Source organism: Erythrobacter sp. (assembly GCA_019739335.1).
Taxonomy (GTDB): Bacteria; Pseudomonadota; Alphaproteobacteria; order Sphingomonadales; family Sphingomonadaceae; genus Alteraurantiacibacter.
On sequence record CP073261.1, the window covers coordinates 2,579,398 to 2,600,467 of the forward strand.

Genomic DNA, 21,070 nt, shown 5'->3' on the forward strand with positions numbered 1-21,070 from the left:
GACCATACGAGCGGCCCGGTTGCGGCTCCTGCGGGGGCAGGGCAGAGCGGGCAGATCAGTTGGGGCGCAATTGTCGACTAGAGTGGACGGATAATGAGTTCCAGCAAGGCCAGGACTATCACCGCAAAGCATTATGCCGCAGCCCTGCTGGGCTGCACCACGCTGGCGGGGTTCCCGTTGACATTGGCTGCACAGGACGGTGGGGCTGCACAGAACGCTCCGGCGGCGCAGGAGGCACCCGCGTCCGTGCCTGTCACGGTTGCGTCACAGCAGCAGGGCGAGGTCATCCGCGCCATTGCGGTGGCGGGCGCGCAGCGGCTCGAACCCGAAACCATTGTCAGCTATATCCAGCTGCGTCCGGGCGATTTCTACACCGCCGCTGCTGCCGATACGGCGCTGATCGCGCTCGCCAATACTGAACTGTTCGCCGATTTCTCGATCGCTTTCGACGAAGGCACCGGGACGATGACGATCACGGTGCAGGAAAACCCGATCATCAACCGCGTTATCCTCGAAGGCAACCGCCGGGTCGATAACGAGGATATCATCCCCGAAATCAACCTCGCCCCGCGGCAGATCTTCACCCGCAGCCGGGTGCGCGCGGACGTGGCGCGGATTATCGAGCTGTACAAGCGCCAGGGCCGGTTCGCCGCCACGGTCGAACCGCAGATGGTCATGCTCGACCAGAACCGCGTGGACGTGATTTTCGAGATCACCGAAGGCCCCAAGTCCAAGGTCCGCCAGATCAACATCATCGGCAACGAGGTGTTTTCGGACGGTGACCTGCGCGACGAAATGGTGACGCAGGAAGACAGCCTGCTGGCGCTATTCAGTTCCAATACCAGCTACGATCCGGACCGGATGGCCTATGACCAGCAGTTGCTGCGCCAGTTCTACCTGACCGAGGGCTATGCCGATTTCCGCATCGTGTCCGCCGTTGCCGAGCTGACGCCCGACCGCCGCGATTTCATCATCACCTACGTGGTGGAAGAGGGCGAACGCTACACCTTCGGCGATGTCGAAGTGATCAGCCAATTGCGCGATTTCTCGAGCGAGGCGCTGACCGCCGGTCTGACGATGAGCACCGGCGATTTCTACAACGCCGAGCAGATCGACAACACGGTGGAAGGGCTGACCGAGACCGCCGGCGCCTTCGGCTACGCATTTGCCGATGTCCGCCCGCGCATCACCCGCAATCCCGAAGACCGGACGATGGACGTGACCTTCACCGTGGCCGATGCGCCGCGCGTCTATGTCGAGGCGATCGAGGTCAACGGCAACACGCTGACGCAGGACAAGGTGATCCGCCGCGAATTCCGCATCGCGGAAGGCGACGCCTTCAGTTCGTTGCAGGTCGCGCGCTCCACCGCGCGCATCAATTCGCTGGGTTACTTCCAGGAGAATTTCGAAGTCGAGCAGGTCGAAGGCTCGGCGCCGGACCGGATCATCCTGCAAGCCAACGTGCAGGAAGAGCCGACCGGCGAACTGTCGCTTTCGGCGGGCTTCTCCAGCCTCGAATCGTTCATCTTCAACGGCTCGATCCGGCAGAACAATTTCCGCGGCCGCGGCCAGACGGTCGGGCTGGGGATCAACTATTCGCGCTATTCGCGCTCCGGCAATATCAGCTTCACCGAACCCAAGGTGTTCGATCGCGATATCGCGCTGGGCTTCGATATCTACCGGCAGGACTACAACAACGGCTATTTCGACCGCGACAGCGCGACCTACGAACAGGCGACCACCGGGTTCGGCCTGCGCGTTGGTGTGCCGATTTCGGAATATATCAGCCTGCTGGGCCGCTACACGCTAAACTATCAGCAGGTCACGGTCGACGAGGCACAGTTCTTCTCCGATTTCGACGGTGATGGCGTGCGCGAATGCGAGCCCCTGCTGGCGGGTCGTTACCTGTGCGATGCCATCGGCGACCGACTGCAATCGATTCTCGGTGCTTCGCTAAGCTACAACACGCTCAACAGCCGCGTTCGTCCGACGCGCGGGACCAACGCATCGATCTCGGTCGATTTCGCCGGGTTGGGCGGAGATACCCAGTATGCACGAGCACGGCTGAATGCCTCCAGGTATTGGGACCTTGGCAGTGGCTTCATCGGCTCGCTCTCGCTCGAAGGCGGCTACATCTACGGCTGGGGCGACGAGGACGTGCTGCTGACCGAGCGTTTCTTCCTCGGCGAAGGGCAGATGCGCGGCTTCGATATTCGCGGCGTCGGCCCGCGCGTGGTGCGGCGCTTCTACGTCGATGAAAACGGCGACAGTGTGCTCGACGAAGCTGATCTGCTGCCACTCGGCGATGACCGCAACCAGGACGATGCGCTGGGCGGCAATGCCTATTACCTTGCCCGCGCGGAAATCGAAATTCCGCTCGGTTCGGGTGCCCGCGAACTCGGTCTGCGCCCGTCGGTATTCATCGATGTTGGTTCTGTGTTCGATATTTCCGCGCCGACACTGGTGCAGAGCGGTCTGCCCGATGGCCTGTTCATCCCGCAGCGCGATGGCGAGGGCAATCAACTCTATACGCAGTTGATCCGCGACGCGAGCGGGACGGTGATCGGAAGCAATCTGGTGATCAGCCCGATTGCGCCCGATGGCTCGCTCAATTCGCCTTTCGGCACGCAATTGCCGCCCTTCGTCGAGGAATTCGTCGGCGATTCGATTTCGCCACGCGTTTCAGTCGGCATCGGCGTCAACTGGAACTCGCCTTTCGGTCCGTTCCGGATCGATGTCGCCACGGCGCTGCTCAAGGAGCGCGGTGACGAAACCAAATTGTTCTCGTTCAATGTAGGAACCCAATTCTGATGAAAATCATGTTCAAATCGGCGCTTGCCGCTGCTCTGGCTACGACCGTGCTTGCCGCTCCCGCTCTCACCACGCCCGCTATGGCGCAGGAAGCCCAGCGCGTTGGCGTGGTCAATGTGCCTGCCGTCGTGGTCAATTCCGCCGCTTACCAGACCGCGCAGACCCAGCGCCAGACCACCTATGCCACGCAGTTGCAGCAGGCCGAGACCCGCCGCGCGGCGCTGCAAGCGCAGATCGAGCCGATGGTGAATGCGTTCAACGCCGCCCGCGCGCAGCCCAACGCCGATCAGAACGCGCTGCAGCAGCAGGCCGTGCAGATCCAGACCTTGCAGCAGCAGGGCCAGGCCGAATTGCAGCAGATCCTCGGCCCGGTGGCGCTGAGCCAGGCCTATGTCGAAGAACAGATCCAGGACCAGCTTGGTGCTGCGATCGAAGCCGCGGCCCGCGCGCAGGGCGTCACGCTGGTGATCAGCCCCGATGTGGTGCTGCACGCCGAAGCTTCGCACAACCTGAACCAGGCCGTGCTGAACCAGCTCAACACCCAGCTGCCTTCCGCCCAGCTTGTGCCCCCCGCAGGGTGGCTGCCGCGCGAACTGCGTGAGCAGCAAGAAGCGGCTGCGGCGGCTGCCGTGGAAGCTCCGGCTGCCGCCTCCGGTCGCTAAGCGCCGCAATTCGGGGCAGGGCCATGAGCGATAGCTACGACATCACCCGCATTCTCAAGGCCCTGCCGCACCGCTACCCGATGCTGCTCGTCGATCGTGTCGCCGAGCTGGTGAAGGGCGAGCGGATCAGCGCGGTGAAGGCAGTCAGTTTCAACGAGGGCTTCTTTCAGGGACATTTCCCCGGCAGGCCGATCATGCCCGGCGTCTTGCAGATTGAGGCGCTGGCTCAGGCGGCCGGGATCCTCGGCATCGAGACGATGGACTTGGCGGACAGCGGCAAGCTGGTCTATTTCATGGCCATCGAGGGTGCCAAGTTTCGCGCCCCGGTGGAGCCGGGCTGCCTGCTGATGCTCGATGTCGAGTTCGTCCAGCAGCGCAGCAAGATCTGCAAGTTTGCCGGCAAGGCGAGTGTAGATGGGAAGGTGACCTGCGAAGTGAACTTCACCGCAATGATTGCCGATCCGCCTGCGTAGTTTTCCTTGCGCTCGCCCCTCCGGGCGAGCGTCCTCCCGGCTGTTCCCTCCGCTTCGCTGCGGGGCCGGTCCGGGCGGCCGTTCGGCCTTGCGGCCCCAAGCAGGGCCGTTTGGTCTTGCATTCGAAAGGCGCTCTCGTTAGAGGCGCGCCTTTCCCAACCCACAGCTGGACCGGTCGGAACCGATCCGAAGCTACGGAGACTACGCCATGAAGGCCGATATCCATCCCGAGTACCACATGATCACGGTCAAGATGACCGATGGCACCGAATTCCAGACCCGCACCACCTGGGGCAAGGAAGGCGATACCATGAACCTGGAAATCGATCCGACCAGCCACCCGGCATGGACCGGCGGCCCGCAGCGCATCCAGGACGGTGGCCGCGTGGCGAAGTTCAACCAGCGCTTCGGCGGCATCAAGCTGGGCGGCAAGAGCTAAGCTCTTTAGCTGGAACGAAATTCAAGAAGGGCGGTCCTGCGGGGCCGCCCTTTTTCGTTGGAGGATCAAATCACCCCGTCGGGCCAAGGCGCGCCGGGAGTCTCCTCGAACCGCAACCGGCCCGCCTGCGTGCGCTCGCCGCCGTGATCGTTGACGTGCCTTTGCCCGTTGAACACCGGGACTTGGGGAAAGTCCTCGTAAGGGCGGACGCCTTCGAGCGTGGCGGCGTTGATGGCGAATTTGTCCGGATCGGACCGCGCCTGATGGAAGCAATGGATGCCGCAGCGCGCGCAGAAGTGGTGCTTCGCCGCCATGGTGTTGAAATGGTAGCAGGAGAGCCTGTCCTGCCCTCCGGTCACTGCCAGCGCCTCTACCGGGATATAGACGCCGACAGAACCCTTCATCGCGCAGATCGAACAATTGCAGCGTGATCCGACCAGTCGCTCGTCCGGAAACTCGGCGGTGAATGTCACGCTGCCGCAGTGGCAGGAGCCTTGTCGCACAATCATCCCCACGGCCTTTCGCGATACCACTTCGTAATCACGTACTTCACCCCCTTGCGCACTTTCATCCCGTGGTGGAGTGTCGCCGGATTGAGCGAACCGTCTGCCCGGTGGTTGTCCCAGCAGACCAGCTTGCCCGTTTCCGGCTGGAACACCTTGTTCACCACCTTGAACCGCGTTGCGCCGCCGGCCTCGACATCGTTGAGGTAGATCATGAAAGTCCAGGTGCGGTTCCCGGCGACCGAACAGTACTTGGCGAAATCGGCACCCTGTGGTTCGAAGAAGTCGGTATGGGCCTTGAATTCCTGCCCCACCGCGTAACGCTGCCCCTGAACCGGCTCGCCATGTGCCGGGTCGATCCCGTTAAGCGCAAACAGGCGTCGCTCCAGTTCCTGGACTGCAGGTTCCTCCGCTCCCAGATCGCAGGTTTCGCTGGTGCGGAAATAGTGATCGCCGTTGGCATCGGCGATCGTGGAGGGGCGCCGGTCCTTGTCGATCAGTTGCATCAATTGTGCGCACAGATCAGGGGGCAGGAAGGCCGGGCAATCGAGCAAGGTGAGGCGCGGGGAGGGGAACTGCCGCATCCCTTTGTGGCGCAGCAGGGCGGGGGCGGAGGTTTCGCCCGGACGAAGTTCCGGATTCGGGGAAAGACTCGACACAAGCGATTGATAGGGCGCAGAGGCGCCAGCGAAAAGCCCACGCAACAATCTTTCGCCAAGAGGCTGCTGCACCACTTTTTGCTTTGCGCGAAAAGCAAGTTGTGCAACAGGCCTCCTCCCGCGCCGGAAGCCGCTTGACCGGCAGGCGCAGGTCCCTATGGCCGCGCATCTCGGCATGCGTGCGTGAGGGGTGTGGCGATCGTAGCTCAGTTGGTTAGAGCGCCGGTTTGTGGTACCGGAGGTCGGGGGTTCGAGACCCCTCGATCGCCCCATTTTCCCCTTGTTGCAGGCACTTGCACCATTGGCATCAGGGGAATAACCATGCCCGCTTTCTGGACCGAAGCCGACTGGGACGAACACGAAAGCGTGCAGGTGGTGCATGATCGCGCCTCCGGCCTCACCGCCATTATCGCGCTGCATTCCACCCACCTCGGCCCTGGCGCGGGCGGCACGCGGTTCTGGCACTATGCCGATCCGGCAGGCGCGATGCGCGACGCGCTGCGGCTTTCGCGCGGGATGAGCTTCAAGAATGCGATGGCGGGCCTGCCGATGGGCGGTGGCAAGGCGGTGGTGCTGCTTGACCCGGATGGCACAAAGACCCCAGCCATGCTGTCGGCATTCGGCGATGCGGTGGAGAAATTGGGCGGTCGCTACGTCACCGCAGAAGATGTCGGCGCGAGCGAGGCGGACATGGTCGCCATTGCGCAGCGTACCGCGCATGTCTGCGGGCTCCCGGCCAACGAGGGCGACGCGGGCGGCGATCCCGGCCCGTTCACCGCGATGGGCATCTATCTTGGCATCAAGGCAGCCGTGGCGCACAAGCTCGGCCGGCAGACCATGCAGGGCGTACGCGTGGCGGTGCAGGGTTGCGGCTCGGTCGGCGGTGGAGTGGCCCGGCTGCTGGCCAAGGACGGCGCGCGGCTGGTGCTCTCCGATATCGATGCCAAGCGGGCCAAGGCGCTGGCGAGCGAGACCGGAGGGGAAGCCGTCTCGACCGACCAGATCATGGGCACCCCCTGCGATGTGTTCAGCCCCAATGCGCTCGGCGCGATTCTCGATGACGAGGGCATTGCCCGGCTCGATTGCGCTATCGTGGCGGGCGGCGCGAACAACCAGCTGGCGCGGCCCGAACACGGCCAGCAGCTTCACGAGCGCGGCATCGTCTATGCCCCCGATTACGTCATCAACGCGGGCGGGATCATCAATGTCGCCTGGGAATATCTGTGCCGCCAGCGGGGCGAGCCCTGCGACATCAACGAAGTTCGCCAGCGGATCGCGCAGATACCGGGGCGGCTGGAGCAGATCTGGAGCGCCAGCGACGCAGAAGCCCGTCCTTCGAATGAAGTCGCCGATGCGATGGCGATGGCGCTGATCGGCAGGGGCTGACAGCCAGGGGAGACATCCGGAATCACTTGCCGCCCGCCGCGCCTCCTGCCAAGAACGGAGGCGACAGTTGATTTTGCCCGATCATGCATTTTTACGCCAATCCCGCCCGATTCCTGAGGATCGCGAAGTGGCTCACCCCGCTGCTGCTGGTGAGCGGCCTGTTGCTTGCGAGCGGGGCGCTGGCGTGGGGATTTTTCAACGTTCCGCCGGATCGGCTGATGGGCGACACGGTGCGCATCCTGTTCATCCATGTTCCCGCTGCCTGGCTCGGCATGGGCGGGTGGACCGCGATTGCGCTGGCCAGCCTGATCGAACTGGTTTGGCGCCATCCGCTTGCCGCCATCGCTGCGCGGGCGAGCGCGGTGCCGGGAGCCGTGTTTACGTTCATTTGCCTAGCCACCGGATCGATCTGGGGCCGCCCAACCTGGGGCACCTGGTGGGTGTGGGACGGGCGACTGACATCGATGCTGGTGCTGCTGTTCCTCTACTTCGGTTACATCGCGCTCAGCTCCTCGCTGGCGCGCGAGGGGCAATCCAGCCGCATCGCGGCGATTTTCGGGCTGGTGGGCGCGATCAACGTGCCGATCATCAACCGTTCGGTCGTGTGGTGGAATTCGCTGCACCAGCCGCCCAGCATCACCATGGGCGAAAGTGCCATTGATCCGGTGTTTCTCGTTCCGCTACTACTGGCGACGCTCGGTTTTTCACTGCTGTTCGGCGGAGTAGTCTTGGCGCGAATGCGCACTATCCTCGCGACAACGCAGGCCGAGGCGCGGCTGCGGCGCAAGGCGCAAAAGGCCGATATGCAGGCCGATCTGGCCACGGGAGAGGTGTTCCAGTGAGAGAAGCGCTCGACCAGATGCTGTTCGTCTACGCCGCCTACGCGGTGACGGTTGTCGGCACTCTGACATTGGTGGCGCAAAGTTGGTTCGCCATGCGGGCTGCCGAAGCACGACGGGACAAGACCCGTGATGGGGCGAGGGACAAGTGACAAGCGGACTGAAGGCCAAACACCAGCGGCTGGTACTGCTCCTGCTGGCGCTGGCGGCACTGATCGGGGCGACCTTGCTGGCGATCTACGCGCTGCGCGATCAGGCGAGCTATTTCTACGTTCCCACCGATTTCGCAGAGAATCCGCCTGAGCCCGGGCAGGCGATCCGGCTCGGCGGTATGGTCGAGACGGGCACGCTGGTGACGCAACCGGACGGAGTGACGGTGCAATTCATGGTGCAGGACGGCGAGGCGCGGGTGCCTGTGACCTACACCGGTATCCTGCCCGATCTGTTTGTCGAGGGATCGGGCGTGGTGGCTGACGGGCGGATGGACGCCAACGGCACCTTCGTCGCCGAAACGCTGCTCGCCAAGCACGACGAGAATTACATGCCCCGCGAACTGGAAGGCATGACGACCGCGGAAGTGCGCGAGGAAGTGCAGGAAACGGTTCAGTGATCCCCGAAATCGGTCTCGCCGCCCTGTGGCTTGCCGCCGCGCTCGCCCTGCTGCAACTGGTTGCCGGGTTCGCCGGGGCGCGGATGGAGGGCGTGGCTTTCGCCGCGCTGGCCCGGCCCGCTGCTGCCGTGCAGGGCGTGCTGTGCCTGATCGCCTTTGCCTCGCTGGTCTATGTCTTCGCGATTACCGATCTGTCGGTGAAGCTGGTGGCGACCAATTCGCATTCGATGAAGCCGCTGATCTTCAAACTCTCGGGTACCTGGGGCAACCACGAAGGCTCGATGCTGCTGTGGATCACTGTCATGGCCATCGCGGGCGGGGCCATCGCGCTGATCGAGCGGCGCCTGCCCGAACGCACGATGATGGCGACGCTGGCCGCACAGGCCTTTGTCGGGCTGGGATTTTATGCGTTTCTTCTGCTATCTTCCAACCCGTTCGAGCGGCTGGTGGAAATTCCGCCAGAGGGCAACGGCCTCAACCCGCTGTTGCAGGATATCGGTCTCGCCTTCCATCCGCCCACGCTCTACATCGGCTATGTCGGCTTGTCGGTGGCCTTCAGCTTTGCACTAGGGGCGCTGTTGACGCGGCAAGTGAACCCCAATTTTGCGCGTGTGATGCGCCCGTGGGTGCTGGCGGCGTGGATATTCCTCACGGTGGGAATCACCGCCGGTTCCTACTGGGCTTACTACGAGCTCGGCTGGGGCGGCTGGTGGTTCTGGGATCCGGTCGAGAATGCCAGCCTGATGCCTTGGCTCGCGGCGACCGCGCTACTCCATTCGGCAAGCGTGCTGGCGGCGCGCGATGCGCTGCGGACCTGGACGATCATGCTGGGCGTTATCGCATTCTCGATGAGCATGGTCGGCACCTTCCTGGTGCGCTCCGGCATCCTGACTTCGGTCCATGCCTTCGCGGTCGATCCGGAACGTGGCAGTTTCATCCTTGCGCTGCTGGTGCTGTATATCGGCGGCGCGCTGGTGGCCTTTGCCCTCCGCGCCAACACCATTGCCGAAGGCGAGCGATTTAGCGTTCTGAGCCGCGAAGGCGCGCTGGTCATCAACAATGTCGCGCTCTCGGCTATCCTGGGGATCGTGCTGCTGGGCACGCTCTATCCGCTGCTGACCGAGGCGTTTGACGTGCGCGTTTCGGTCGGCCCGCCATATTTCAATCCGGTGGGGGCGGTCTTCTTCCTGCCAATGCTCTTGGTGCTGATGGTCGGACCGCTGCTGCGCTGGCGGAGCGATGAGTCCGGGCGACTGGTCAAGCCGCTGGCACTGGTTGTCGCTGTCATGCTGACGGTGCTGATCCGTGCGCTGTTCTATGATGACATTCCGATCCTGCCCTTGCTCGGGCTGGTCGCCGCCTTCGGTGTCGGTGTTGCAAGTTTCCTGCCGCTGCTCGGGCGTTCTCTGCGGCGGACCCCGCTGGCGGTCTGGGGCATGTGCGTGGCGCATTTCGGCGTGGCGGTGGCGGTGTTCGGGATGGCGGCGGATTCGGCATTCCAACAGGAACGGCTGGTCGCAGCAGCGGTTGGTGATGCAGTAGAAGTCGGCCCCTGGACCGGGCGGCTCGACAGCGTCAACGCGCTGGCAGGGCAGAACTGGACCGCCATGCAGGCCAACATGCACCTCTCCTATGAAGGCGGACCGGAGCGCGAGGCGCATCCGCAGTCGCGCAATTTCTGGACTCCGGTGATGGAAACCAGCGAAGTGGCGCTGCTCACCCGCTGGAACGGGCAGCTCTATGTCGCGGTCGGCAACCAGAGCGAGGACGGGCGCTGGCAGTTGCGGCTGTGGTGGAAGCCGTTCGTCACTTTCATCTGGTATGGTGGATTGCTGATCGCGCTGGGCGGCGCACTGGCGCTGGTGGGGCGTGTGGTGACCGATCTGCGCCGTCGGCGGCCGGGCGAGGTGGACGAAGGGCCCGATGCGCCTGAAGTGGTTCCGGCATGAAACGGCTGCGGATAGTCCTGTGGGGCATCGTCATGCTGGCGGCACTGCTGTTCGGCCTGTTCGCCTATCAGCTTACCCTGCCGAATGACGAATTCGTGCAAAGCGCGCTGGTGGGCGAGAAGGTCCCCGAATTCGACCTGCCCCCCGCCGTGGAAGCGCGCCCCGGTCTGGCAAGCAGCGACCTTGCCGATGGCACGCCCAAACTGCTGAATGTCTTCGCCAGCTGGTGTATCCCCTGCGCGGCAGAGGCTCCTCACCTCGAAGCTCTCGAGCGCAGTGGTGCGCAAATCGTCGCGGTCGCAATCCGCGACCGGCCCGAAGATGTGAACCGGTTCCTGGAGACCTACGGCAATCCCTTCACCCGCATCGGCAAGGACGATATTTCCGAGGTGCAGTTGTCGCTCGGTTCGTCGGGTGTGCCGGAGACCTTCGTGGTTTCGGGGGATGGCACCATCACTTACCAGCATATCGGCGATATCCGGGCAGAACACGTGCCGCTTCTGCTCGAAGAACTGCGCAAGGCCGGGGCATGAGGATTTTCCTCGCCCTGATCGCGCTGGCTTTCGCACAGCCGCTTGCCGCGCAGGATACCATGCCGCCCGCACCCTATGCCTATCAGCAGCTCGAAGATCCGGCACAGGAACTGGCCGCGCGCGAGCTGATGGAAACGCTGCGCTGCCTCAAGTGCCAGAGCCAGTCGATTGCGGACAGCGACGCGCCGATGGCGGGCGATATGCGCCACCAGGTGCGCACTCGTATCGCGGCGGGGGAAAGCCCGGAAGCAGTTCGCGCTTGGCTGGTCGCGCGCTACGGCGATTACGTGAGTTATGAGCCCGCGATCAGCGCCACCACCTGGCCGCTATTCGTCATTCCGGCGCTGCTGCTGTTAGTGGCGGGACTGATCGTCTGGCGGCGGCTGGGCGGCAGAAGGAGCGCCGCGCCATGATCGTCATGTTGTTCGTTGGACTGCTGGCGATCCTTGCCTTTGCCGTGGCCGTGTTCGCCTTCCGCCTGCCGCGCGCGCTCTGGACCAGTCTTGCCGCAGTTTTGGTGTTCGGTCTCGCAGGCTACGCCACGCAGGCCAGCACAAATATCCCTTCCGCTCCTACCGCTGCCGCTGTTTCGACCTCGCCGAGCGAGTTCGATATCGTCGCCCAACGACGCGAATTTATCGCCGACAGCGAACGCAGCAGGGCCGACCTGCTCTTCACCGCCGATGCGATGGCCCGGAACGGGCGCTATATCGAGAGCTCGCAATTGCTCTCCGGCATAACGCGGGAGAACCCGCAGGATTTCGAAGCCTGGCTGGCTCTCGGTAACACGCTGGTCGACCACGCCAATGGCGTGCTCACCGCGCCCGCGCTCTACGCCTACCGGCAGGCCGCCACGATCAGGCCGGACCATCCCGGCCCCGGCTATTTCTTCGGAGTGGCGCTGATCCGGCAGGGTCGGCTCGTCGAAGCGCAGGATATCTGGGCGCAGACGCTGGAAAATACGCCGGAAGGCGCGACAGGACGGGAGGCTTTGGCCGAGCGGCTCGGGCGGCTAGACGGTATGCTCGGCGCAATGCGTGAAATGGAGCAGATGCAGGCTGCGCCACAACCGCCCACGCCACCTGCCGCTCCTGCCTCATCGGAAGAGTAAGCGATTGTGCGCTGCACAATGTTGCTAGCGTGCCAGCACGCTGCTATCGCGCCGCCTTCGCCGCATGGTAGCGTTGGGGCGAGCAAGCGAATGGGCCGTAAATCCATATGAGCGCAGCCACGGATAACAGGGAATCGGCCAAGCTGAAGCTGGCTGTCGGCGCAGTCGGCATCGTGTTCGGCGATATCGGCACCAGCCCGCTCTATGCTTTCCGCGAGACTTTTCGCGGCGCGCACGAACTGCCGCTGGACGATATGCACGTGCTGGGTGTGCTTAGCCTGATCTTCTGGTCGATGACACTGATCGTCTCGATTCAGTATGTCACCTTCCTGATGCGCGCGGACAATAACGGGCAGGGTGGCAGTCTGGCGCTGGTTGCGCTCCTCTCGCGGAGCATCGGCAAGAGCGGATACGGCTGGCTGGTCATCCTACTCGGAGTTTTCGCAACGGCGCTGTTCTACGGCGATTCGATGATTACCCCGGCGATATCGGTGCTTTCGGCGGTGGAGGGTCTGACAGTCGTCGACAGTCGGCTGGATCGCTTCGTCATTCCCATTGCGCTCGTGCTGTTGGTGGGGCTGTTCATCTTGCAGAGTCGCGGCACGGCCAAAGTCGGGGCTTTGTTTGCACCGGTCATGTTGATCTATTTCACCGTGCTGGCCATGCTGGGGATCGGACATATCTTTGCTGCACCCGAAATCCTTTGGGCGCTCAACCCTTGGTATGCGATCCAGTTCTTCATCACCGACAAGTGGTTTGCCTTCCTCGCGCTAGGCTCGGTGGTGCTGGCGGTGACAGGGGCGGAAGCGCTCTATTCGGACATGGGCCATTTCGGACGCGGACCGATGCGCCTTTCGTGGTTCGGATTTGTGATGCCCTGCTTGCTGCTGAACTATTTCGGCCAAGGGGCGATGATCCTCGGCCTGCCCGATGCCGCCGCAAACGAGGCGATCGAGAACCCGTTCTTCTACCTCGCTCCGGAAGCCTATCGGCTGCCGCTGGTGTTCCTCGCCACAGCTGCCACGTTCATTGCCAGTCAGGCGGTGATTTCGGGCGCTTTCTCGGTGACGCACCAGGCGATCCAACTCGGCTTCGTGCCGCGCCTGTCGATCCTCCACACCAGCCATACGCAACAGGGGCAGATCTACATCCCGCTGATCAACTGGATGCTGTGCGTCGCCGTAGTCCTGCTGGTGCTGTTCTTCCAGAACTCGTCGAGCCTCGCTTCGGCCTATGGCATTGCCGTGACGGGGGCGATGTTCATCGATACATGCCTGATGGCGGTTCTGATGCTCGCCGTGTGGAAATGGAAGTGGTGGGTCGCGATCCCGATTGTGGCGGTGTTCTTCATTGTCGACGGAGCATTCTTTGCTGCCAACATGACCAAGGTGCTGGACGGTGGCTGGTTCCCGCTGCTGATCGGCGCGGTTGCTTTCACTATCCTCACCACCTGGGCCAAGGGCCGCAAGCTGATGCGCGAGCGGATGACCGAGATGAGCCTGCCGCTCGACATCTTCGCCAAGAGCGCCCGCTCCAGCACTGCGCGTGTGCCGGGCACGGCGATCTTCATGAACTCGGGTTCCGGCGGTACACCCTCGGCGCTGCTGCATAATATCAAGCACAACAAGGTGCTGCACGAACGGGTGGTGGTGCTCACCGTGCAGATTGCTGACGTGCCGTACATCGATCCGGCAGAGCGCTGCGAGATCATGGATCTGAAGGACGGATTCTTCCGGGTGATCCTGCATTACGGGTTCATGGAAGAGACCGACGTGCCCAAGGCACTATCCAGCCGCGAGATGTGCGGCGGGCCGTTCGACATGATGAAGACCAGCTTCTTCCTCAGCCGACAGACGCTCCTGAGCGCGGAAAAGCCGGGGATGATGATCTGGCGCGAACGCCTGTTCGCGTGGATGATGCGCAATGCCGCCACCCCGATGGAATTCTTCCGCCTGCCAACAAACCGCGTGGTGGAACTGGGCAGCCAGGTGGAAATTTGACGGCGATGATGTCCTGACCTAGCCTGCGCAGGTCGACCAGGCGCCATGCCTGATCGGCCTTGGGGGGCATCAATGGCAAGCACGCAACCACGGCGGGGGATGGGCCCGCTGATGAGTATCTCGTTGGTCATCGGAACGATGATCGGAGCGGGGATTTTCTTCCTGCCATCGTCGTTGGCGCCACTGGGATGGAACGCCGTGATCGGCTGGCTCATCAGCGGGGCAGGAGCAATCTGTCTTGCCATGACATTCCGCTTCCTGATGGATGGAACGGGCGAGGGGATTCAGCACAACATTGAGCGGGTACTGGGCGAGGTTCCGGGCTTCCTTGGTATCTGGGCCTACTGGGCCGCTGGTTTTACTTCGATTGCCGCACTGTCTTTGGCTGGCGGTTCAATCATTGCCAGCCTCGCTTTTGATGATCCAGACCAGAGAGTGAGCATTTTTGTGGCTCTCGGCCTACTTTGGGCGATGGTTGGCGTAAATCTGCTCGGGACACGATCGGCGGGCCGCGTCCAGGTGGTATCGGTGGTAATCAAGGTAATACCGCTGGTGCTTGTTATCGGCATTTTCGTCTGGGGGCTGGCCGGATCGGCGGAGCTCCAGCCCATGGCACCGATGCCGGTCGATCTGGACAACATTTCTGCCGCTGTTGCGCTGACGCTTTTCGCCTTGCTGGGGTTCGAGGCGGCAACCGTTCCTGTCAACAAGATCAGCAATCCGTCGCAGAACATTCCGCTCGCCTTGATCGGTGGCACGTTGCTGGTGGTTTTACTGTACCTTCTCGCGAGCACCGGCATTGTCCGGATCATCCCGTGGGAAGCTATCGCGACTTCGAGCTCGCCTTTCTCCGATGTGCTCACCAACGAATTTGGCGCGCTAGCTGGCACTGCCGTTGCGCTTTGTATCCTCGTGAGCGTGACTGGCTGCACTAATGGCCTGATCCTTGTTGGTGCAGAGTGCAGCTATTCAATGGCTTTGCGCGGGGAAATGCCGCGGGCGTTTTCGTGGACCAATTCCACTGGCGTTGCCTACCATGGTGTCCTGTTAACCGGCGTGATTGCAACGGCGCTGATCCTTGCCAACATGTCGCGCGGCTTGACCGGCATGTTCACCTTCATGGTTCTGCTGACCAGCGGCGGGGTACTGGTTTTCTACTTGATGGCTGCGCTCGCTGCGGTGAAGGAGAATCGAAGCCATGCAAGATGGCCGGTGCTGGCTCTAGGAGTGTTGTTCATAGGGCTGGCAACCTATGGCTCCGGTCTGGAGACCAGCCTGTGGGTTGGCGTTTTGCTTGGATTCGGCGCAATCGTCCGCTGGTTTTGCCGCCGAAATTTCGACGTGGGCGAATTGACGGGTCAGGAACACCTCGCTGAATCCGCGACGGTTGGAGATATTTGAGCGGGTTTCCAAAGGAATGAAGGTTTGTTGATCGGTTAACCAAGCAAGGCAACACTTTCGTAGCCACGATCCTGCATCCTTCCGGGAAAGCAGGAGAGGCGCAATGTTCTCGCTATTTATTCTGGGCGCATCGTCGGCATTGGTTGCGGAAGCCGATGCTCGCAACGTTGAATATGTAAACTGCATTTTCGCAGAAGCGCGCAGCGTGGCGGTGGAAATGGACGATGCGGTATTCGTCGAACACTGGCGTTCGAGTTGTGTCAGTCAGCGCGAGGCGTTCAATGCCGCCTTCATTGAGGTCCGGATCGCGCGCGGAGAGAACCGGGCGGAGGCAGAGGCGGATTGGTTTGCCGTGCAGCAGCGCGGGCTGGACCGGCTGCTCGATGCGCGGCGCAATATTCGGGATATGCAGGCCTGAGACGGCTCAGCCGGGAGGCGGAGTTTCCTCGGCGACTTCTTCCTCTTCGCCCAGCGCCAGACCATGCCGCATCAGCATCGGCACCTGGGTGAAGGTGAAGAGGAAAGTCAGCGGCAGGAACAGCCAGAGCTTGGCCGCCAGCCAGGTTTCGAAGCTGACCAGCCACACCAGCGCCGAATTGAGCGCGCACAGGAATATGAAAAACACCCCCCAGTTGCGCGACAGTTTCAGCCAGCCGTCGTCGTTCAGGCCCTCGAAGGCGGCCTCGAGCAATACCTTGAGCAGCGACTTGCCCTTGGCATAGCCGATCAGCAGAACCACGGCGAACAGGGCATAGACGATGCTCGGCTTCCATTGGATGAAGCTTTCATCCTGGAAATAGATCGTCAGCGCGCCGAAGCCGACGATCATCGCTGTGGAGAGCCACAACATCGGGCTGATCTTGCCTAGCCGCCACTTGCTGACGGCCAATGCCACGACCGCCGCCACGATAAAGGCTGCTGTTCCGCGAATGACGGCGAAAATCTCGCCGCTCATGTCGCCTTCTTCGTCCGGCGAGAAGTATTTGTAGGCGAGAAAGAATACCAGCAGCGGGCCGTAATCGACCGCGACATTGAGCCAGCCGGATTTGGGTTTGGCTTTGGGATTGGTCTGCGGATCGCTCATCACGCCACTCCCGCAATCACGCGCGCCACCAGATCGGGGTCGAACGGGCGCAGGTCGTCCAGCTTCTCGCCGACGCCGATGGCGTGGATCGGCAGGCCGTATTGCTCCGCCGCCGCCACCAGCACGCCGCCGCGCGCGGTGCCGTCCAGCTTGGTCATGATCAGTCCGGTCACGCCCGCCACCTCCTTGAAAATCTCGATCTGTTGCAGCGCGTTCTGACCGTTGGTGGCATCGAGCACCAGCAGCGCATTGTGCGGCGCTTCGGGATTGAGGCGGCCGAGCACCTTCCTGATCTTTGCCAGCTCGTCCATCAACTCGCGCTTGTTTTGCAGCCGTCCGGCAGTGTCGACAATCAGCGCGTCGATCCCGGTTTCGGTCGCCCTCTTCACCGCATCGAACACGATGCTGGCCGGATCGCCGCCTTCGGGGCCGGTGATGACGGGCACGTTGATCCGGTCGGCCCAGACTTTCAGCTGGCCGATCGCGGCGGCGCGGAAAGTGTCCCCCGCCGCCAGCATCACGCCGTAGTCGTCTTCTTGTAACCAGTGGCCGAGCTTGGCGATGGTGGTCGTCTTGCCGCTGCCGTTGACGCCGATCACGAGGATCACTTGCGGTCGGGGGAAGGCAGTTATCTCCAGCGGCACGGCGACGGGGCGCAGGATGGCGGCGATTTCCTCTGCAACTGCCTCCTTCAGTTCGCGCTCGGTCATCGACAGGCCGAAGCGCTTTTCGGTCAGCTTGGCGCGGATGCGACCGGCGGCAGCGGGGCCAAGATCGGACGTGATCAGCGCATCCTCGACCATGTCGAGCGTGGCATCGTCCAGCTTGGCCGTGCCGACCACGCCGGTGAGATTCTCGGAAAGGCGCTCCGACGTCTTGCGAAAGCCGCCGAACAGCTTCTGGGTCCAGCTTTTCTCGCTCACGTTAGCAGGCCTTCCGTAACCGCAGTCGGGGTGATGGTGATAATCGTGCCGCGCGGCGTTCCGGCGGGCAGGGCGACACGGGCGAAGTTTTCGGCATAGCCGGTGCCGTCGCTTTCGGCGAGGACGCGCAAGGGAGTTCCCACAAGGCTTTGCAGCCATGTGGTGCGGGTGCTGCTGGCGGCGGCCCGCAATTGCGCGGCGCGGGATTTGATGAGCGCAGGATCGAGTTGCGGCATCCGGGCGGCGGGTGTGTTGGGGCGGAGCGAGTAGGGAAACACGTGGCCGTGAACAACCGGGAGCTCGGCAATGATCGAGAGATTATCCGCGTGATGAGCTTCGCTTTCGGTGGGAAATCCGGCGATTATGTCCGCACCCACGGCAATATCCGGGCGACGCTCGTGCAGCCGCTGCACCAGTTCGATGGCCTGGGCGCGGCTGTGGCGGCGCTTCATCCGCTTGAGGATCAGGTCCGCCCCGTGCTGGAGGCTGAGGTGCAGGTGTGGCATCACCCGCGTTTCGCTGGCGAACAGTTCCAGCAGCAGCCGATCGACTTCCACCCCGTCGAGCGAGGACAGTCGCAGCCGGTGCAATTCAGGGAAAGCGGACAGGACGGCGGAAACCAGTCTGCCCAGCGGCGGAGCGCCGGGGAGGTCGTGCCCCCAGCTGGTGACATCCACCCCGGTCAGCACCACTTCTGGCGCGCCTTGTTCGAGGTGGCGCTCCACCTCATGCAGCACCTGCGCGATGCTGAGCGAACGGCTCGGCCCGCGCCCCTGCGGAATAACACAGAAAGTGCAGGCGTGATCGCAGCCGTTCTGCACCGCGATAAAGGCGCGGGTGTGCTTTGACTGCGCGGTAAGCACCTGCGCTGGCACGTTCCACGCCCGCGCATCCAACTTGTCCGCATTGGGCACCAGCCCGTCCACCTCAGGCATCGCGGCAATCTGGTCGCGCTCGATGTCTGCGGCGCAGCCGGTCACCAGCAGCCGCGCATCAGGACGGTCGCGGCGGGCGCGGCGGATCGCTTGCCGGGTCTGGCGCACGGCTTCGCTCGTCACCGCGCAGCTGTTGATGACGACCAGATCCGGCTCCCCCGCCACCAGCGCGCGAATCCGCTCGCTCTCGGCGAGGTTCAGGCGGCAGCCGAGAGAAATGACCTGTGCTTGGCTCAAGCGTAGTGATCCAGCTCGAAGCTGCCGCGAAAGCTCTCCGCCGCAGCGCCGGTCATCGTGATGCGGTTGTCTGCGCCCCAGCCGATGACAAGCGGCCCGCCCGGCAGATGAACGGTCACCTGCCGATCCACCAGCCCCCGCCGCATGGCTGCAATCGCGGTGGCGCAGGCCCCGGTGCCGCATGCGCGGGTGAGGCCGACGCCGCGTTCCCATACACGCAGGCGGATCGTCGAACGGTCCCCTATGGTAGCGACATTCACGTTTATTCGCTCCGGGAACACCTCGTCATGCTCGATCAGCGGACCAAGCAGGTCGAGTCGTACAGTGTCGCTGTCCTCGACGAAGAACACCACATGCGGATTGCCGACATTGACTGCGGCAGGCTGCTGCAATTCTTCCCAGCCCAAAGGAAGGGCAAGCGTGTCCATCGGATAGGCCAGCGGGATGGCGTCCCAATCGAAACGCGGCTCGCCCATGTCCACCGCGATGCCCGCCGCATCGGGCCGGGTTTCGAGCAGGCCACCGGCGGTCATGATCCGCGCCGGTTCGCCCAGCAGCAGCCCAACCGCGCGGGTGGCATTGCCGCAGGCTTCGACTTCGCCGCCATCGGCATTGTAGATGCGCATCAGGCAGGTGGCGCTGTCATGCGGTTCGAGGATGATGAACTGGTCGCAGCCGATCCCTTCGCGCCGGTCTGCCAGCGCGCGGATGCTCGGCGCGGTGAGCGCGGGCAGGGCGGTCTCCCGCGCGTCGAGCACGATGAAATCGTTGCCCAGGCCGTGCATTTTGACGAAGGGAATGCGCATGTCCGCCACCTAGGCATACGGCGCGCGAACCGCAATGGTGGAGGGGCTATCGCTGGGTTGAGCTCAGCTTGCCTGCCGCAGCTCGAATTCTACCAGCTCTTCCTTATCGGGGGCCGAAGCTGTCGTGTAAGGCTTTAGCAGCGCCAGTGCGGCCAAGCGCGTGCGCGTGGCCGCACCATCCTCGGGCCGCCCGTACAAGTATCCTTGGCCCTTGATTTGGCCGAGGCCTTTGAGTTTTTCCAGCACTTCGCCGTTCTCGATCCCCTCTGCCGTTACCGGCAGCGAAAGTCCCTTGCCGAGCGAAACAATCGCTCGGACCAGATCGCTGCTGACATCTTCGGATCCGATCTCGGTCACGAAGCTGCGATCGATCTTGAGCCTATCGAACGGCAGCGAGCGCAATTGCGACAGGCTGGAGTAGCCGGTGCCGAAATCGTCGAGGCTGATGCGAATGCCCTGGTTCTTGAGACTGGTGATGATCGACCGGACCGCGCCAATGTTTTCGTGGAGGCAGCTTTCGGTGATCTCGATTTCAAGACGCTGCGGCGGGAAGCCGCTTTCCACCAGCAGATGCAGCAGCTTCTGCGCAAACCAGGGATCGCGCAATTGCACGGGCGAGATATTGACCGAGAGCGTGATCGAATCGTCCCACTCGGTCGCCTGCGCAAGTGCCTGCCGGATCAGCGCTTCTGAGAGCGGTCCGATCACGTCGATCTCTTCGGCGATTGGGATGAAGACGTCCGGGCTGACCAGCCCGTATTTTGGCGATTGCCAGCGCGCGAGCATTTCGAAGCCAACCAGCTTGCCCGATTCCAGGTCTATCTGCTGTTCGTAAAAAGGGACGAATTCGCCTGCCTTCAGCCCATCGCGGATGCCGGACTCCAGATCGCTACGGAACCGGAGTTCGTCTTCCATTTGTGGTTCGAACCAGTAATACCGGTTCCGCCCGCGCTTTTTCGCATGATACATGGCAATGTCGGCGCGGTGGATCAGTCGGTCAGCCGTGAGCATGGTTTCGCGGTCAGTCTCACCCCCTGTGTGGGCCAGACCGACGGAGATTGTCGCTTCCACGGTTACATCGCCATCTGTCACAGGCGCCGAAACGCTGCGGATCAAAGCATCGACCAACGCATCCACGCGATCGCGTGATTGTATGGCAATCGGCACGGCGCAGGCGAATTCATCGCCCCCGATCCGGACCAGCAGGCCTTCTGGGGGAAGGGCTGCTGCGATCCTCTCGGCAATTGTGGTCAGCACCCGGTCGCCCGTGCGGTGGCCGTTGAGATCGTTGATCTGCTTGAAATTGTCGAGATCGATCATCAGCACCGCAACGTCCTGCTGCCTTGCCTTGAATCGCCCGAGCAGGGCGTCGATGGCTGCTGGCCCGCTCCGGCGGTTCAGGCACCCGGTCAGCGGATCGCGTTCGGCCAGTTCGCGCGCCCGCTCTTCCGCCGTGCGGTGCAGGGTCACCTCGCGGTGAAGTTCGACATAGCGCCGCCAGCCGAAAATGAGCAGCGCGATGTTCAGCAGCACGGCATTGACCAGCGCCACGTCGGGAGGTTCCCCGACACCCATCCATGCACGGACGATCTGCGGCATCACCGTACCGCCGGTGCCGACAAAAAGGATGATCGCGGCGATGGCGATGCCAAGCGTGACGAAATCGCGCGGTGCCGAAACTGCGGGCAATTGCTCGCCGTGATCGCGTC

General features: G+C 63.0%; 22 protein-coding genes and 1 tRNA gene. 16 read left to right on the forward strand and 7 right to left on the reverse strand.

Annotated elements, in window-relative coordinates; all coding sequences use genetic code 11:
* Window positions 1-93 precede the first annotated feature (93 nt).
* The 4 genes from bamA (at window position 94) to rpmE (ending at window position 4,385) form a co-directional block, all read left to right on the forward strand.
* On the forward strand, window positions 94-2,811 hold the full coding sequence (gene bamA / locus JY451_12715) for an outer membrane protein assembly factor BamA (protein QZH74517.1): 2,718 nt from the start codon (window positions 94-96) through the stop codon (window positions 2,809-2,811).
* A complete protein-coding gene (locus JY451_12720) occupies window positions 2,811-3,473 on the forward strand; it encodes an OmpH family outer membrane protein (GenBank protein ID QZH74518.1) in 663 nt (220 codons plus the stop codon). The genes bamA and JY451_12720 overlap by 1 nt, the downstream gene beginning before the upstream one ends.
* Before the next feature lie 23 nt (window positions 3,474-3,496).
* Window positions 3,497-3,946, forward strand: coding sequence for a 3-hydroxyacyl-ACP dehydratase FabZ (gene fabZ / locus JY451_12725; GenBank protein QZH74519.1), 450 nt, complete (start codon window positions 3,497-3,499; stop codon window positions 3,944-3,946).
* Window positions 3,947-4,154: 208 nt separating this feature from the next.
* On the forward strand, window positions 4,155-4,385 hold the full coding sequence (gene rpmE, locus JY451_12730; protein QZH74520.1) for a 50S ribosomal protein L31: 231 nt from the start codon (window positions 4,155-4,157) through the stop codon (window positions 4,383-4,385).
* Window positions 4,386-4,450: 65 nt separating this feature from the next.
* On the opposite strand, the gene JY451_12735 is transcribed toward rpmE, so the two are convergent.
* Both JY451_12735 and JY451_12740 read right to left on the reverse strand, forming a co-directional pair.
* Window positions 4,451-4,858, reverse strand: coding sequence for a GFA family protein (locus JY451_12735; GenBank protein QZH74521.1), 408 nt, complete (start codon window positions 4,856-4,858; stop codon window positions 4,451-4,453).
* Between the two features lie 32 nt (window positions 4,859-4,890).
* Window positions 4,891-5,724 (reverse strand): 2OG-Fe(II) oxygenase, encoded by an 834-nt coding sequence (locus JY451_12740; GenBank protein ID QZH74522.1) that lies wholly within the window; start codon window positions 5,722-5,724, stop codon window positions 4,891-4,893.
* 18 nt (window positions 5,725-5,742) lie between these two features.
* On the opposite strand from JY451_12740, the gene JY451_12745 reads away from it, so the two are divergent.
* The 12 genes from JY451_12745 to JY451_12800 all read left to right on the forward strand — a co-directional run bounded on the left by JY451_12745 (window position 5,743) and on the right by JY451_12800 (window position 15,794).
* Window positions 5,743-5,819: transfer RNA gene (locus tag JY451_12745), tRNA-His, on the forward strand.
* Window positions 5,820-5,868: 49 nt separating this feature from the next.
* The gene (locus tag JY451_12750; GenBank protein ID QZH74523.1) at window positions 5,869-6,933 is read left to right on the forward strand and encodes a Glu/Leu/Phe/Val dehydrogenase; all 1,065 of its coding nucleotides are present in this window, start codon (window positions 5,869-5,871) and stop codon (window positions 6,931-6,933) included.
* 83 nt (window positions 6,934-7,016) lie between these two features.
* Window positions 7,017-7,775: a cytochrome c biogenesis protein CcsA gene (gene ccsA / locus JY451_12755; protein QZH74524.1), complete on the forward strand. Its 759-nt coding sequence runs from the start codon at window positions 7,017-7,019 to the stop codon at window positions 7,773-7,775.
* Window positions 7,772-7,924, forward strand: coding sequence for a hypothetical protein (locus tag JY451_12760; GenBank protein QZH74525.1), 153 nt, complete (start codon window positions 7,772-7,774; stop codon window positions 7,922-7,924). The genes ccsA and JY451_12760 overlap by 4 nt, the downstream gene beginning before the upstream one ends.
* Window positions 7,925-7,932: 8 nt before the next feature.
* Window positions 7,933-8,382, forward strand: a complete 450-nt coding sequence (ccmE, locus tag JY451_12765) for a cytochrome c maturation protein CcmE (GenBank protein QZH76722.1) — start codon at window positions 7,933-7,935, stop codon at window positions 8,380-8,382.
* On the forward strand, window positions 8,379-10,331 hold the full coding sequence (locus JY451_12770) for a heme lyase CcmF/NrfE family subunit (GenBank protein ID QZH74526.1): 1,953 nt from the start codon (window positions 8,379-8,381) through the stop codon (window positions 10,329-10,331). Before ccmE ends, JY451_12770 begins: the two co-directional genes overlap by 4 nt.
* Entirely contained in the window at window positions 10,328-10,864 is a 537-nt protein-coding gene (locus JY451_12775; GenBank protein QZH74527.1) for a redoxin family protein, read from the forward strand. The genes JY451_12770 and JY451_12775 overlap by 4 nt, the downstream gene beginning before the upstream one ends.
* Window positions 10,861-11,277, forward strand: a complete 417-nt coding sequence (locus JY451_12780; protein QZH74528.1) for a cytochrome c-type biogenesis protein CcmH — start codon at window positions 10,861-10,863, stop codon at window positions 11,275-11,277. The genes JY451_12775 and JY451_12780 overlap by 4 nt, the downstream gene beginning before the upstream one ends.
* Window positions 11,274-11,975 (forward strand): cytochrome C biosynthesis protein, encoded by a 702-nt coding sequence (locus tag JY451_12785; GenBank protein ID QZH74529.1) that lies wholly within the window; start codon window positions 11,274-11,276, stop codon window positions 11,973-11,975. The genes JY451_12780 and JY451_12785 overlap by 4 nt, the downstream gene beginning before the upstream one ends.
* 107 nt (window positions 11,976-12,082) lie before the next feature.
* Window positions 12,083-13,975 (forward strand): potassium transporter Kup, encoded by a 1,893-nt coding sequence (locus tag JY451_12790; protein QZH74530.1) that lies wholly within the window; start codon window positions 12,083-12,085, stop codon window positions 13,973-13,975.
* Between the two features lie 111 nt (window positions 13,976-14,086).
* The gene (locus tag JY451_12795; protein ID QZH74531.1) at window positions 14,087-15,376 is read left to right on the forward strand and encodes an amino acid permease; all 1,290 of its coding nucleotides are present in this window, start codon (window positions 14,087-14,089) and stop codon (window positions 15,374-15,376) included.
* Between the two features lie 103 nt (window positions 15,377-15,479).
* Window positions 15,480-15,794 (forward strand): hypothetical protein, encoded by a 315-nt coding sequence (locus tag JY451_12800; protein QZH74532.1) that lies wholly within the window; start codon window positions 15,480-15,482, stop codon window positions 15,792-15,794.
* Between the two features lie 6 nt (window positions 15,795-15,800).
* On the opposite strand, the gene JY451_12805 is transcribed toward JY451_12800, so the two are convergent.
* The 5 genes from JY451_12805 to JY451_12825 all read right to left on the reverse strand — a co-directional run bounded on the left by JY451_12805 (window position 15,801) and on the right by JY451_12825 (window position 20,960).
* Window positions 15,801-16,460 (reverse strand): septation protein IspZ, encoded by a 660-nt coding sequence (locus JY451_12805; GenBank protein QZH74533.1) that lies wholly within the window; start codon window positions 16,458-16,460, stop codon window positions 15,801-15,803.
* Window positions 16,460-17,383, reverse strand: coding sequence for a signal recognition particle-docking protein FtsY (ftsY, locus tag JY451_12810; GenBank protein QZH74534.1), 924 nt, complete (start codon window positions 17,381-17,383; stop codon window positions 16,460-16,462). The genes JY451_12805 and ftsY overlap by 1 nt, the downstream gene beginning before the upstream one ends.
* Window positions 17,380-18,555, reverse strand: coding sequence for a MiaB/RimO family radical SAM methylthiotransferase (locus JY451_12815; GenBank protein QZH74535.1), 1,176 nt, complete (start codon window positions 18,553-18,555; stop codon window positions 17,380-17,382). The genes ftsY and JY451_12815 overlap by 4 nt, the downstream gene beginning before the upstream one ends.
* The gene (locus JY451_12820) at window positions 18,552-19,361 is read right to left on the reverse strand and encodes a diaminopimelate epimerase (GenBank protein QZH74536.1); all 810 of its coding nucleotides are present in this window, start codon (window positions 19,359-19,361) and stop codon (window positions 18,552-18,554) included. Before JY451_12820 ends, JY451_12815 begins: the two co-directional genes overlap by 4 nt.
* Before the next feature lie 63 nt (window positions 19,362-19,424).
* A complete protein-coding gene (locus JY451_12825; GenBank protein QZH76723.1) occupies window positions 19,425-20,960 on the reverse strand; it encodes an EAL domain-containing protein in 1,536 nt (511 codons plus the stop codon).
* Window positions 20,961-21,070 lie beyond the last annotated feature (110 nt).